A 13,811-nucleotide genomic window follows, 5' to 3' on the forward strand; every position below is an offset into this window, starting at 1 on the left:
CGGATGCCCAGCAACTCGGGGAGCGTAACCCACCAGAATTACACTTCAACATAATTTGGATTTTACGATGTCCACAGCAAAAACACAACAAAGAATTAGCTTTTCGACAGTCAAGAACCGGGTGCCCTATCCGGATCTGCTGGAGGTACAGCTTAAATCATTCCGGGACTTTTTCCAAATGGACACCACGGCCGAAAACCGCAAGAGCGAGGGGCTGTACAAGGTGTTTCAGGAGAATTTCCCCATTACGGATACCCGGAACAATTTCGTTCTGGAGTTCATCGACTACTATATCGACCCGCCGCGTTATTCGATCGAGGAGTGCCTCGAGCGCGGCCTTACGTACAGCGTCCCTCTGAAGGCGAAGCTCAAGCTTTACTGCACGGACGACGAGCACGAAGATTTCGGCGTCGTCGTTCAGGACGTGTACTTCGGTACGATTCCCTATATGACAGAACGCGGTACGTTCGTCATCAATGGTGCGGAGCGTGTCATCGTATCCCAGTTGCATCGTTCGCCGGGTGTGTTCTTCGGCCAGAGCATGCACACCAACGGCACGAAACTCTATTCGGCGCGTATCATCCCCTTCAAGGGGTCGTGGATAGAGTTCGCTACGGACATCAACAACGTGATGTATGCCTACATCGACCGTAAAAAGAAGTTGCCCGTCACTACGCTGCTGCGTGCCATCGGTTATGAGGCCGACCAGCAGATCCTCGAGATTTTCGACCTGGCAGACGAAGTGAAGGTCACGAAGGCCAACCTCAAGAAGGCCGTCGGCCGCAAACTCGCCGCACGCGTCCTTTCGACCTGGGTCGAGGACTTTGTGGATGAGGATACGGGCGAGGTGGTTTCCATCGAGCGTAACAACGTGATCGTAGACCGCGAGACCGTTCTCCAGGAAGAGCATGTGGAGCAGATCCTCGAAAGCGGTGCCAAGACGATCCTCCTGCATAAGGAAAACCTCTCGGGCATCGATTTTTCGATCATATACAATACCCTGCAGAAAGACCCCTGCAACTCCGAGAAGGAGGCTGTCGTATATATTTACAGGCAGCTGCGCGCTTCGGAGCCGCCCGATGAGGCTACGGCACGCGACGTCATCGAGAAGCTGTTCTTCTCGGACAAGCGTTACGACCTGGGCGACGTGGGCCGTTACCGTATCAACAAGAAGCTGGATCTGGATATCGACCCCGCTATCCGCACGCTGACGCGAGAGGACATCATCGCCATCATCAAATACCTGATCCAGCTGATCAACTCGAAGGCCGACGTCGACGATATCGACCACCTGTCGAACCGCCGTGTCCGCACCGTGGGCGAACAGTTGTCAAACCAGTTCTCGGTGGGCTTCGTGCGCATGGCGCGTACGATCCGCGAGCGCATGAACGTACGTGACAACGAGGTGTTCACTCCGGTCGATCTGATCAATGCCAAGACGCTGTCGTCGGTGATCAACTCGTTCTTCGGGACGTCGCAGCTCTCGCAGTTCATGGATCAGATCAACCCGCTGGCCGAAATTACGCACAAACGCCGTCTGTCGGCCCTCGGCCCCGGCGGCCTTTCGCGCGACCGTGCCGGTTTCGAGGTGCGAGACGTACACTACACGCACTACGGCCGCCTCTGCCCGATCGAATCGCCGGAAGGCCCCAACATCGGTCTGATCTCGTCGCTGTGCGTTTATGCGAAGATTTCACCGATGGGATTCATCGAGACGCCTTACCGCACGGTGGAGAACGGCCGGATCGACCTGGACAACTCGCACATCCACTACTACTCGGCCGAGGAGGAAGAGGGCAAGATCGTGGCGCAGTCGAACATGCCGATCGACGACGAGGGCAATTTCCTGCAACCCGAGCGTATCAAGGCGCGTCAGGGAGCCGATTTCCCCGTGGTTACGGCGGACGAGGTGAACCTGATGGACGTGGCTCCGAACCAGATCGCTTCGATTGCGGCCAGCCTCATCCCGTTCCTCGAGCACGACGACGCCAACCGTGCGTTGATGGGCTCGAACATGATGCGCCAGGCCGTGCCCCTGGTAACATCGGAAGCCCCGATCGTCGGCACGGGTATCGAGAAGGATATGATCTCCGACAGCCGCATCCAGATTGTGGCCGAGGGCGACGGCGAGGTCGTTTTCGCCGACGCTACCAAGATACAGATCAAATACGAGCGTACGGAAGACGAGGTATTGGCCTCGTTCGAACCGGAAGTCACGACCTACGAACTTCCGCGTTACCGCCGTACGAACCAGAATACCTCCATCACGCTCAAGCCCGCCGTACTGACGGGCGACAAGGTCGTGAAGGGGCAGATCCTGACCGAGGGTTACTCGACGCAACACGGCGAGCTGGCCCTGGGCCGCAACCTGAAAGTGGCGTTCATGCCCTGGAAGGGTTACAACTTCGAGGATGCCATCGTGATCTCGGAGCGTATCCAGCGTGAGGATATCTTCACGTCGGTGCACGTCGACGAGTATATCATGGAGGTGCGCGACACCAAGCGCGGTGTCGAGGAACTGACCTCGGATATTCCGAACGTAAGCGAGGACGCCACCAAAGACCTCGATGCGAACGGTATCATCCGCATCGGTGCCAACGTACATCCGGGCGACATCCTGATTGGTAAAATCACCCCCAAGGGCGAGAGCGACCCCTCGCCCGAGGAGAAACTGCTGCGCGCCATCTTCGGCGACAAGGCAGGCGACGTGAAGGACGCTTCGCTCAAGGCGCAGCCGTCGCTGCACGGCGTGGTCATCGACACGAGGCTTTACAGCCGTGCGAACAAGGAGGGTAAGAAGGGCAAGAGCGCTGAGAAGGCGCAGCTCGAGAAGCTCGACGAGAAGTTCGCAGCCGAGATTTCGGAGCTGACGAAGCGCCTGGTCGCCAAACTGTGGACGCTGCTCCAGGGCAAGGCCACGACGGGTATCACCGACTACTTCGGCGTGGAACTCTATCCCGCAGGCACGAAGTTCTCGCAGAAACTGCTCGAGGAGATCGCCCGCAAGTCGACCGACGAGAAGACGGGTGTGGTGATGGGTTACCTGAACCTCGGTTCGTGCAAGTGGACGGGCGATGCCCATACCGATGCGTTGATCGAGGCTACCATTAATAATTATACCATCGAGTGGAAGAAGGCCGATGCCGTCATCAAACGCGAGAAGTACAACATCACCAACGGTGACGAACTCCCGCAGACCGGCGTTATCCAGATGGCCAAGGTCTACATCGCCAAGAAGCGTAAGCTGAAGGTGGGTGACAAGATGGCCGGCCGCCACGGTAACAAGGGTATCGTCGCCCGTATCGTGCGCGACGAGGACATGCCGTTCCTCGAGGACGGTACGATCGTCGACATCTGCCTGAACCCGCTGGGTGTGCCTTCGCGAATGAACCTGGGACAGATCTACGAGACCGTGCTCGGATGGGCCGGCCGCGAGTTGGGCCTGAAGTTCGCAACGCCGATCTTCGACGGTGCCTCGCTCGACCAGATCAACGAGTACACCGCCAAGGCGAGTATCCCGCACAGCGGCCGTACGTACCTCTACGACGGCGGCACCGGCGAGAAGTTCGACCAGCCGGCTACGGTGGGCGTGATCTACATGCTCAAACTGGGCCATATGATCGACGACAAGATGCACGCCCGTTCGATCGGCCCCTACTCGCTCATCACGCAGCAGCCGCTCGGCGGTAAGGCCCAGTTCGGTGGACAGCGTTTCGGTGAGATGGAGGTTTGGGCGCTCGAAGGCTTCGGCGCCGCGAATATCCTGCAGGAGATTCTGACCATCAAGTCCGACGACGTGATGGGACGTGCCAAGGCTTACGAGGCGATCGTCAAGGGCGAGAACCTGCCCAAACCGGGTATTCCCGAGGCCATGAACGTGCTGCTGCACGAGTTGCGCGGCCTGGCCCTGTCGGTCAAACTCGAGTAAGGTGTATTTAGGATAAGAAAAACGAAGAACAAATATGTCAATTTCCAAAGACAATAAGACGAATAATGGTTACAGCCAGATTTCGATAGGCCTGGCCTCCCCCGAGGAGATCCTGGCACAGTCGAGCGGCGAGGTGCTCAAGCCCGAAACCATTAACTACCGTACCTACAAGCCCGAGCGCGACGGTCTGTTCTGCGAGCGTATCTTCGGCCCTGTCAAGGACTACGAATGCCATTGCGGCAAATACAAGCGCATCCGCTACAAGGGGATCGTCTGCGACCGCTGCGGTGTGGAGGTGACCGAGAAGAAGGTGCGCCGCGAACGCATGGGCCACATTTCGCTGGTCGTACCGGTGGTTCATATCTGGTATTTCCGTTCGCTGCCGTCGAAGATCGGCTACCTGCTGGGTATCCCGTCGAAGAAACTGGAGGCTATCATCTACTACGAGCGTTACGTCGTGATCAACGCCGGTGCCGCTGCCGAGCAGGGCATCGAACGTCTGGCAACGCTTTCGGAGAAGGAGTACCTCGACGTGCTGGCCGCCCTGCCGAAGGGCAACCAGGCGCTCGACGACAGCGACCCCAACAAGTTCGTCGCACAGATGGGCGCCGAGGCGGTCTATACGCTCCTGAAGCAGGTCGACCTCGACACGATGTCCTATGCACTGCGCCACAAGGCTTCGACCGAAACGTCGCAGCAGCGTAAGAGCGAAGCGCTCAAGTGCCTGAACGTCATCGAGTCGTTCCGTGCGTCGGAGGGCAAGAACAAGCCCGAATGGATGGTGCTGAACGTCATCCCGGTGATCCCGCCCGAGTTGCGCCCGCTGGTGCCGCTGGACGGCGGACGTTTCGCCACGTCCGACCTGAACGACCTCTACCGTCGTGTCATCATCCGTAACAACCGTCTGAAGCGCCTGATCGAGATCAAGGCGCCGGAGGTGATCCTGCGCAACGAGAAGCGTATGTTGCAGGAAGCCGTGGATTCGCTGTTCGACAACTCGCGCAAGAGCAATGCCGTGAAGAACGAGTCGAACCGTCCGCTCAAGTCGCTCTCCGACTCGCTGAAAGGCAAGCAGGGACGTTTCCGCCAGAACCTTTTGGGTAAGCGTGTCGACTACTCGGCGCGTTCGGTCATCGTCGTCGGCCCCGAGTTGAAGATGCACGAGATGGGTATTCCGAAGGACATGGCGGCCGAACTTTACAAGCCGTTCGTGATCCGCAAGCTCATCGAGCGCGGAATCGTGAAGACGGTGAAATCCGCAAAGAAGATCATCGACCGGAAAGACCCCGTGATCTGGGGCATTCTGGAGAATGTCATAAAGGGACACCCCGTGCTGATGAACCGTGCCCCGACGCTGCACCGCCTCGGTATCCAGGCCTTCCAGCCCAAGCTGATCGAGGGCAAGGCAATGCAGCTCCACCCGCTGGCATGTACGGCGTTCAACGCCGACTTCGATGGCGACCAGATGGCCGTGCACCTGCCCCTGGGCAATGCCGCCATCCTGGAGGCACAGCTGCTGATGCTCGGTTCGCACAACGTCCTTAACCCCGCCAACGGCGCACCCATCACCGTGCCGTCGCAGGACATGGTACTCGGCCTCTACTACATCACCAAACCCCGCAAGGGTGTCAAGGGCGAGGGCCGCGCATTCTATGGCCCCGAGGAGGCGATCATCGCCTACAACGAAGGCCAGGCCGACCTGCACGCCATTGTGAAGTGTATGGTAGACGACATCGACGCGGACGGCAACCCGGTACGCGAGCTGAAGGAGACGACCATCGGCCGAATCCTCTTCAACCAGGTGGTACCCAAGGAGGTGGGTTACATCAACGAGATCCTCACGAAGCGTTCGCTGCGCGACATCATCGCGGTGGTGATGAAGAAGGCCGGTGCCGACAAGGTGGCCGCGTTCCTCGACGACATCAAGGACATGGGTTACCGCATGGCATTCCGCGGCGGCCTGTCGTTCAACCTCGACGCCGTGATTATCCCCGACGCCAAGGAGAAACTCGTACAGGAAGGTTACGAGCGTTCGGACGCCATCATGGAGGACTACAACATGGGTCTTATCACCAACAACGAGCGTTACAACCAGATCATCGACGTCTGGACGAACATCAATACCAAGCTGACGAAGGTCGTGATCGATACGCTGATCAAGGACGACGACGGTTTCAACCCGGTATACATGATGCTTGACTCGGGCGCCCGCGGTTCGAAGGAGCAGATCCGTCAGCTGAGCGGTATGCGTGGCCTTATGGCCAAGCCGCAGAAGTCAGGTGTCGAGGGTGGCCAGCAGGTCATCGAGAACCCGATCCTCTCGAACTTCAAGGAGGGGCTTTCGGTGCTCGAGTATTTCATCTCGACGCACGGTGCCCGTAAGGGTCTTGCCGATACCGCACTGAAGACGGCCGACGCCGGTTATCTGACGCGCCGTCTGGTTGACGTCGCACAGGACGTGATCATCAACGAGGAGGACTGCGGTACGCTCCGCGGCCTGACTGCTACGGCCATCAAACGCAACGACGACGTCGTGCAGACCCTCTACGACCGTATTCTGGGCCGTGTCGCCCTGAACGACGTAATCCATCCGCTGACGGGCGAGGTCATCTGCAAGGCGGGCGAGGAGATCACCGAGGCGATTGCCGAGGCGATCGAGAAATCGCCGCTCGAATCGGTGGAGATCCGCTCGGTGCTGACCTGCGAGGCACGCCGGGGCGTATGCGCGAAGTGCTACGGCCGCAACCTTGCCACCGCACGCATGGTGCAGAAGGGCGAGGTCGTGGGTGTCATCGCGGCGCAGTCGATCGGCGAGCCGGGTACGCAGCTTACCCTCCGTACGTTCCACGTCGGTGGTGTGGCCGGAGGCTCGGCGGTCGAGACCAATGTCGTTTCGAAATACGAAGGCCGTCTGGAGATCGACGAGCTGCGCACCGTGAAGGGCAAGAATGCCTCCGGCGAGGCGATCAACATCGTCATTTCGCGCCAGTCGGAATTCCGCATCGTTGACCCGAAGACCGAGATCGTACTCTATACGCACAACCTGCCCTACGGCGCGACGCTTTTCATGGCGGACGGTGCCGAGGTCAAGAAGGGCGACCTGATCTGCGAATGGGATCCGTACAATGCCGTTATCATCTCCGAATACGAAGGTAAGGCCGTTTACGACAGCGTCGTCGAGGGTATTACCTACCGTGAGGAGCGTGACGAACAGACCGGCCTTTCGGAGAAGGTGGTCATCGAGTCGAAGGACAAGACCAAGAACCCCGTCATCAAGATCGTAAACAAGGAGGGCGAGGAGGTCAAGCAATACAACCTGCCCGTTTCGGCGCACGTCGTCGTGAAGGACAACGCCAAGATCAAGGCCGGCGATATCCTGATCAAGATTCCGCGTGCCGTCGGCAAGTCGGGCGGTGACATCACCGGTGGTCTGCCGCGTGTGACCGAGCTGTTCGAAGCCCGTAATCCGTCGAACCCGGCGATCGTGTCGGAAATCGACGGCGAGGTATCGTTCGGCAAGATCAAGCGCGGTAACCGCGAGATTATCATCACCTCGAAGCAGGGTGACGTGAAGCGTTACCTCGTGCCCCTGTCGCGTCAGATCATCGTGCAGGAGAACGACTACGTGAAGGCCGGCAGCCCGCTGTCCGACGGTGCGATCACCCCGAGCGACATCCTCAATATCCTCGGCCCGACGAAGGTGCAGGAGTACATCGTCAACGAGGTGCAGGAGGTATACCGCATGCAGGGTGTGAAGATCAACGACAAGCACTTCGAGGTCATCGTCCGCCAGATGATGAACAAGGTGAAGATCGAGGATCCGGGCGATACCCGGTTCTTCGAAGACCAGGTCGTAGACAAGTGGGAGTTCATGGATGTGAACGACGAACTCTACGACAAGGTGGTCGTCACCGATGCGGGCGATTCGACGTCGCTCCAGCCCGGGCAGATCGTTTCGCTGCGTAAGTTGCGCGACGAGAATTCGAGCCTCAAGCGCCGTGACCAGAAACCCGTGCAGGTGCGCGACATTGTGCCCGCTACTTCGACGCAGGTGTTGCAGGGTATTACCCGCGCCGCGTTGCAGACCTCAAGCTTCATTTCGGCGGCTTCGTTCCAGGAGACCACCAAGGTGCTCAACGAGGCTGCGATCCAGGCCAAGGTCGATCCGCTGGAAAACCTCAAGGAAAATGTTATCTGCGGTCACCTGATTCCCGGCGGTACGGGCCTGCGCGATTACGACAACCTTGTGGTCGGATCGAAGGCCGAACTGGAATCGCTCCAGCAGGCGCAGTAAATCCGAGGCTGCATATACGATTCGAAAGAAGCCGTTCCCTGGGAACGGCTTCTTTTTATTTTATCCGGATTCCTGATTATCTTCGACCTGCACTGTCCCGATGGTTAGCCGGAGTCGAAATATTTCGCACTCCCGCGGCATTGCCGGCCGTACTTTTATCGGGCGGATATGGTGTTTCTGTATGGAGGGGGTGCGCAGGCAGGGAGGCCGGCATCGCTGACTTATGGTGCCGCAGGCCGGATCATTGTGCAGAAACTCGAATATAAGGGTGATGCAGTGGGCGACGGGGAGCGGTCTGCCGAATTTTCATACGATGGCGCCGAGCGGCTGACGCGATCCTATACGGTTTTATGGGAAACTGGTGTGGAGACCGTCTATACTTATAATGCCGCGGGACAACTTGAGACCCGCCGCGAGACAGTTCATAATTACGATGGAGAGACGGAGCGGATCTATACCTATGAATGCGTGAAGTTCGACGCACGCGGCAACTGGGCGGAACGCAGGGTGACTGTGCAAAAGACTGCCGTGCGGCCGGTCAAGGGGGCCGAACACGAACAGTCGGAGATCATTCGCTATCCGGATGCTTATCAGTTGGAGCGTCGGAAGATTACCTATTACGGGTAGCGAAAAAACCGGATCGCAAAAAGGCATTTTCCTGCCGTGGAGGGCCAGTCCGTATTATTTCTTGCCGTTATAGCGCTTGGCGAGGCCTCCTTCGGAGGTTTCCCGGTAGAGGCTCGGGAGGTTATGCCCGGTTTCGTTCATCACCTCCACGACCCGGTCGAAGCTCACCATGTGCGAGCCGTCGGAGAGCGTGGCGTAGGCGTTGGCATCGAAAGCCCGGGCTGCCGCGATCGCATTGCGTTCGATGCAGGGCACCTGCACCAATCCGCATACGGGGTCGCAGGTGAGTCCCAGGTGGTGTTCGAGCCCCATCTCCGCGGCGTATTCGATCTGCGAAGGGGTGCCGCCGAAAAGCTGGCATGCCGCGGCGGCGGCCATGGCACATGCCACGCCGACCTCGCCCTGGCAGCCGACCTCGGCGCCGGAGATCGAAGCGTTGGTTTTGGCCACGTTGCCGAACAGTCCCGCCGTAGCCAGGGCGCGCAGGATGCGGATGCGCAGGAAGTTGCGCGAATTGGCCAGGTGGTAGAGCACTGCCGGAACCACGCCGCAAGACCCGCATGTCGGGGCGGTTACGACGATGCCGCCGGAGGCATTCTCTTCGGAGGTCGCCAGGGCGTAGGCGTAGATCTGGGCGCGGGATTTCAGCGAGTCGGTGTAGCTCTTCGACTTGACCCAGTAGGTGCTCGCCTTGCGGGCGACCTTGAGCCCTCCCGGCAGTACGCCGTCGTTGTTCAGGCCGCGCTGGATCGTTTCGCACATCACCGTCCATATCCGGTCGAGGTAATCCCATATTTCGGGGCCTTCGCAGTCGTTGACATATTCCCAATAGGTTTTTCCTTCGCGGTAGCACCAGTCCTTGATCTCCGAGATCGTCGTCAGCGGATAGATGCTGGCGGGTATTTCCAGGCGCGAACTCTCGTTCGCCAGGGCACCCCCGCCGATGCTGTATATCGTCCAACTGTCGACGACCTTGCCGGCTTTCAGCCCCTCGAACAACATGCCGTTGGGATGGAAGGGCAGCACGACCTTCGGCTCCCAGACGATCTGGGTCGGGGCGATGGGCTCCAGCACCGAAAGGATCGCCACGTCGGTGAGGTGTCCCTTGCCCGTGGCGGCAAGCGATCCGTAGAGTGTCACACGGTATGAATCGACGTCGCGACTACGTTCGGCAAAACGTTCGGCAGCCTTTTTTGGCCCCATCGTGTGGCTGCTCGACGGGCCGTTGCCGATCTTATATAATTCTTTGAGTGACTCCATAAACTGGCTTTATATGTGCGGCAAAGATAATGTAAATTGTCGGATGTTCCCTTTTCCGGCAGGAGATTTAAACCGCTCCCGCCCGGGCGGAACGAAAAAAGGAAAAGGCCGGAACCTTTCCCTTTTCGTAGCCTCACCGCGACTCGAACGCGAATTTAGGGTTTAGGAAACCCTCGTTCTATCCCTTGAACTATGAGGCCGGATAAAAATTGCGGTGCACCTTTTTGCAAAGCGCACCGCAAATATAGTAATTTTTCCCGGTTTTAGAAACTGAACCCTACACCGATCGAGAATGTGTGGGCACGGGCGGTGTAATTACCCGAAAAATCGGTGACCGGATTGGTGAGCTGGCTTTCGGGAACGCCTGCTGCCGCCAGTTTTTCGTTCACGATGCCCAGCACCGAATTGGTGTAGGGATAGGAGCCCGTACGTTCGGGATCGGCCGAATTGACGTAGCCGTATGCGATGTCGATATTCATCCACTTGATCGGGCGGAAGGTAACGCCGGCCGTATAGGCGAGCTTGGTCATCGACGGGGTCTCGGGATTGAGGTAATCGCTGCGCACAGGGCTTTCATCCACGTACATACCCATACGGGCGGTCAGCCAGTCGAGTGCGTGGTACTGGCCGCCGAAACGGAACGCCAGCGTGTTGGAGTATTTTTTATCGCTGACCGGGATGTTCAGTACGGGGGTGTTGCTGCCGGGTTCGAGAATCTTGACGTCGAGCTTGTCGTAGGCACTCCAGAGCACATATTGCAGGTCGACGGCGAACTCCCACTTCGGGACGGGACGGAAGCTGACACCCCACGTCAGCGATGCCGGCAGGGGCAGTTCGGTCTTCACGACGGCCGATGTGAGCTTGGCGGGGTCGAGACCCAGCTGGGGCAGGAGTTGTCCGATGACCTGGGCGATTTGCGTGTTGTCGATCATACGCAGGTCGATCGAACCCGAATCCACCTTCATTTTGAGTTTCGAACGGTAGGTAAAGCCCAGTGACCACTGTTCGTTGATGTCCCACATCACACCGAGGTTTACTCCGACGGCCATTTTGGCTTTGCCTTCGAGCCCCAGCGATATCAGGTTTTTGTCCCCGGCCATTTCGAAGAGGTCGGGCATTTGCGGGTTGAGCATTTGCAATGCGCCCATGAGCGCTTTGTTCTGCGGATTGTCGGCGCCGATAGGCAGCAGCGAGCGCGAAAGGTCGAACTTGCCCCAGGTCATCATCAGACCGCCGCCGATGGAGAGGTGCTCGCAGAGTTTGAACGAGACGGTCGGCTGGAGATTGTAGGCCTGGAGGTTGATCGACTGGACGAGTTGCGCCCCCGGCCAGTTGTCGCCCCAGTCCATCGAGGAGCCGAACGGCGTATTGAAAGCCAGGCCGACCGACATCCAGTCGAGGGGTTTGTAGTTGAAATAGGCGTAGAGCGGGGTCGCTATGCTGTTGTCCGAGGTGTAGTGCAGCGGTTTGGCTTTGCCCGTATAGTCGGGGAGCGACGTATAGGTGGCTTTCGAAGCGATGCCGGTGATGCCGACCGAGATGTCGAACCGGGAGTTCTGAAACGAGGCGGCGGCGGGGTTGAACCAGATCGACTCGGAGTTGAGCTTCATGGCCGTACCCACGTGTCCCATACCGTTTTGCTTCGAAGAGAGGTTGTTCACTTGATATCCTTCGGCGTATGCTCCCGAGGTGACGGCAGCGGTGGCCAGAAGAAGGAAAAGTTTTTTCATAACGTATTGGTTTGGTTTATACTATACGCCCGTTGCGGCGTGTAAAAATCGAGGGCAAAAGTATGAAAACTATCTCTGCCGCCCAAACTTTTTGGCCTAAAATTCCTGAAAATTGACCTATATGGTATAGGATTGGCCGAAACGCCGGGTGGGGCCGGACACACCGGCTTCCAAGAAAAAGTGCGGCACAGATAGTGCCGCACTGCGTGTCCGAGATTGCCGGTCGGGCTATTTCCGGTTGTTATATGCTTCGAGCGCCTTGCCCAGTACGACCAACGCCCGTTCGAGGTCTTCCTTCTTGAGTACGTAGGCGATGCGGACTTCGTTGCGGCCGCACGCCGGATCGGAGTAGAAGCCCGATGCGGGGGCGAGCATTACGGTTTCGCCTTCGTAGTCGAAGTCGGAGAGACACCATGCGCAGAAATCGTCGCTGTCCTCTACCGGCAGCCGCGCCACGGTATAGAAGGCGCCCATCGGGATCGGCGAGTATACGCCTGGTAGGCGGTTCAGCCCGTCGATCAGGCATTTGCGTCGTTCGATATACTCCTCATAGACTTCGGTGCTGTAAGATCGCGGCGCGTCGATCGAAGCCTCGGCGACGATCTGTCCGATCAGCGGGGGCGAGAGGCGCGCCTGGCAGAATTTCATTACGGCGTTACGCAGCGTCCGGTTCTTGGTGATGAGCGCCCCGATACGGATTCCGCATTCCGAGTAGCGTTTCGACACCGAGTCGATCAGCACCACGTTTTGCTCGATGCCTTCGAGATGGCAGGCCGATATGTAGGGCGACCCGGTGTAGATGAATTCGCGGTAGACCTCGTCGGAGAAGAGGAACAGGTCGTATTTTTTGACCAGGTCGCGGATGCGGTTCATCTCCTTGCGTGTGTACAGGTACCCCGTGGGGTTGTTGGGATTGCAGATCAGGATGCCGCGCGTGCGGTCGTTGATGAGCTTTTCGAATTCCGCGACGTCGGGCAGTGCGAATCCCTGCTCGATCGACGATACCACGGGGCGTATCACGGCCCCCGCGGAGATGGCGAAGGCCATGTAATTGGCGTAGGCCGGCTCGGGGACGATGATCTCGTCGCCGGGGTTAAGGCACGACATGAAGGCGAACAACACGGCCTCGGAACCGCCCGTCGTGACGATGATGTCGTCGGGCGAGAGCTTGATCTGGAACTGTTCGTAGTAACCTACCAGTTTCTCGCGCAGCGAGCGGTACCCGTCGCTGGGGCTGTATTCGAGCACCGTACGGTCGATCTTTTTCAGGGCGTCGAGCCCGGTCTGCGGCGACGGCAGGTCGGGCTGGCCGATGTTCAGGTGGTAGATCTTGGTGCCGCGTGCCCGGGCGGCTTCGGCCAGCGGGACGAGTTTGCGTATGGGTGAAGCCGGCATCAGCTCGGCGCGTTGTGAGATTTCTGGCATGTGTGAAAAAAGTTAAAAAACGCAGTGGAAATTACTCGATCTCGGCCGTGGGGCGGAACTTGATGGCCTTGCGCGGCGGGATCTTCACCGGGGCGCCCGTGCGCGGATTGCGGCCCATACGTGCGGATTTCTGCTGCACGCTGAATGTCCCGAGCCCGGTGAGGGTAAGGCGCTCACCCTGCCGGAGACTGTGTACGGTCACGCGGATGATGGCATCGACCGCTTTGCGCGCGTCGACTTTCGAGATGTTAGCGTCGAGGGCTACCGCCTCGACCAGCTGCGCTTTGTTCATGTTCTATAATGTGTGAAAAGTTGCGACCTTACCTAACTTGTTGACAAAGATATGGAATTTTCCTAAAAGTCAAAAATAATGTCCTTGATTTGAAGTCCCGCTCCGGCCGCCCCGGAAATAATCGGGGTAAAGATTTGGCAGAATGGAAAAACCGTGCTACTTTTGTCCCCGGAAAGATGGCAGAGTGGTCGATTGCGGCGGTCTTGAAAACCGTTGAGCTGCAAGGCTCCGGGGGTTCGAATCCCTCTCTTTCCG

7 protein-coding genes and 2 tRNA genes are annotated in these 13,811 nt (G+C 58.4%); 4 read left to right on the forward strand and 5 right to left on the reverse strand.

All coding sequences use genetic code 11. From position 1 onward, the window contains the following. Positions 1-67 precede the first annotated feature (67 nt). The 3 genes from rpoB (at position 68) to DW189_RS10445 (ending at position 8,849) form a co-directional block, all read left to right on the forward strand. Positions 68-3,928, forward strand: coding sequence for a DNA-directed RNA polymerase subunit beta (gene rpoB, locus DW189_RS10435; RefSeq protein WP_117508023.1), 3,861 nt, complete (start codon positions 68-70; stop codon positions 3,926-3,928). A gap of 34 nt (positions 3,929-3,962) precedes the next feature. Then, positions 3,963-8,222 carry a DNA-directed RNA polymerase subunit beta' gene (rpoC, locus tag DW189_RS10440; RefSeq protein ID WP_022331970.1) on the forward strand — a complete coding sequence of 1,420 codons (4,260 nt, stop codon included), beginning with the start codon at positions 3,963-3,965 and terminating at the stop codon, positions 8,220-8,222. A 168-nt stretch (positions 8,223-8,390) separates the two neighbouring features. Beyond that, positions 8,391-8,849 (forward strand): hypothetical protein, encoded by a 459-nt coding sequence (locus DW189_RS10445; protein WP_117508025.1) that lies wholly within the window; start codon positions 8,391-8,393, stop codon positions 8,847-8,849. A 54-nt stretch (positions 8,850-8,903) separates the two neighbouring features. On the opposite strand, the gene DW189_RS10450 is transcribed toward DW189_RS10445, so the two are convergent. The 5 genes from DW189_RS10450 to DW189_RS10470 form a co-directional block, all read right to left on the reverse strand. After that, positions 8,904-10,109, reverse strand: coding sequence for an L-serine ammonia-lyase, iron-sulfur-dependent, subunit alpha (locus DW189_RS10450; RefSeq protein WP_117508028.1), 1,206 nt, complete (start codon positions 10,107-10,109; stop codon positions 8,904-8,906). A 128-nt stretch (positions 10,110-10,237) separates the two neighbouring features. After that, a tRNA-Arg gene (locus DW189_RS10455) sits at positions 10,238-10,309 on the reverse strand. Positions 10,310-10,372: 63 nt separating this feature from the next. Further along, on the reverse strand, positions 10,373-11,839 hold the full coding sequence (locus DW189_RS10460; RefSeq protein ID WP_117508030.1) for an OmpP1/FadL family transporter: 1,467 nt from the start codon (positions 11,837-11,839) through the stop codon (positions 10,373-10,375). Between the two features lie 228 nt (positions 11,840-12,067). Beyond that, complete coding sequence (locus tag DW189_RS10465; RefSeq protein WP_022333473.1) at positions 12,068-13,264, reverse strand: pyridoxal phosphate-dependent aminotransferase; 1,197 nt, start codon at positions 13,262-13,264, stop codon at positions 12,068-12,070. Between the two features lie 31 nt (positions 13,265-13,295). Then, positions 13,296-13,556 carry an HU family DNA-binding protein gene (locus DW189_RS10470; protein ID WP_117508032.1) on the reverse strand — a complete coding sequence of 87 codons (261 nt, stop codon included), beginning with the start codon at positions 13,554-13,556 and terminating at the stop codon, positions 13,296-13,298. Positions 13,557-13,726: 170 nt separating this feature from the next. Between DW189_RS10470 and DW189_RS10475 the strand changes: the two genes are divergently transcribed. After that, positions 13,727-13,811 (forward strand) — tRNA-Ser (locus DW189_RS10475).

Source organism: Alistipes sp. AM16-43, assembly GCF_003435745.1.
Classification (GTDB): Bacteria; Bacteroidota; Bacteroidia; order Bacteroidales; family Rikenellaceae; genus Alistipes; species Alistipes onderdonkii.

Bases quoted from the DNA above. Each gene is read 5' to 3' on its own strand.
- rpoB (WP_117508023.1), top strand. From the start codon at position 68: ATGTCCACAGCAAAAACACAACAAAGAATTAGCTTTTCGACAGTCAAG.
- rpoC (WP_022331970.1), top strand. From the start codon at position 3,963: ATGTCAATTTCCAAAGACAATAAGACGAATAATGGTTACAGCCAGATT.
- DW189_RS10445 (WP_117508025.1), top strand. From the start codon at position 8,391: ATGGTGTTTCTGTATGGAGGGGGTGCGCAGGCAGGGAGGCCGGCATCG.
- DW189_RS10450 (WP_117508028.1), bottom strand. From the start codon at position 10,109: ATGGAGTCACTCAAAGAATTATATAAGATCGGCAACGGCCCGTCGAGC.
- DW189_RS10460 (WP_117508030.1), bottom strand. From the start codon at position 11,839: ATGAAAAAACTTTTCCTTCTTCTGGCCACCGCTGCCGTCACCTCGGGA.
- DW189_RS10465 (WP_022333473.1), bottom strand. From the start codon at position 13,264: ATGCCAGAAATCTCACAACGCGCCGAGCTGATGCCGGCTTCACCCATA.
- DW189_RS10470 (WP_117508032.1), bottom strand. From the start codon at position 13,556: ATGAACAAAGCGCAGCTGGTCGAGGCGGTAGCCCTCGACGCTAACATC.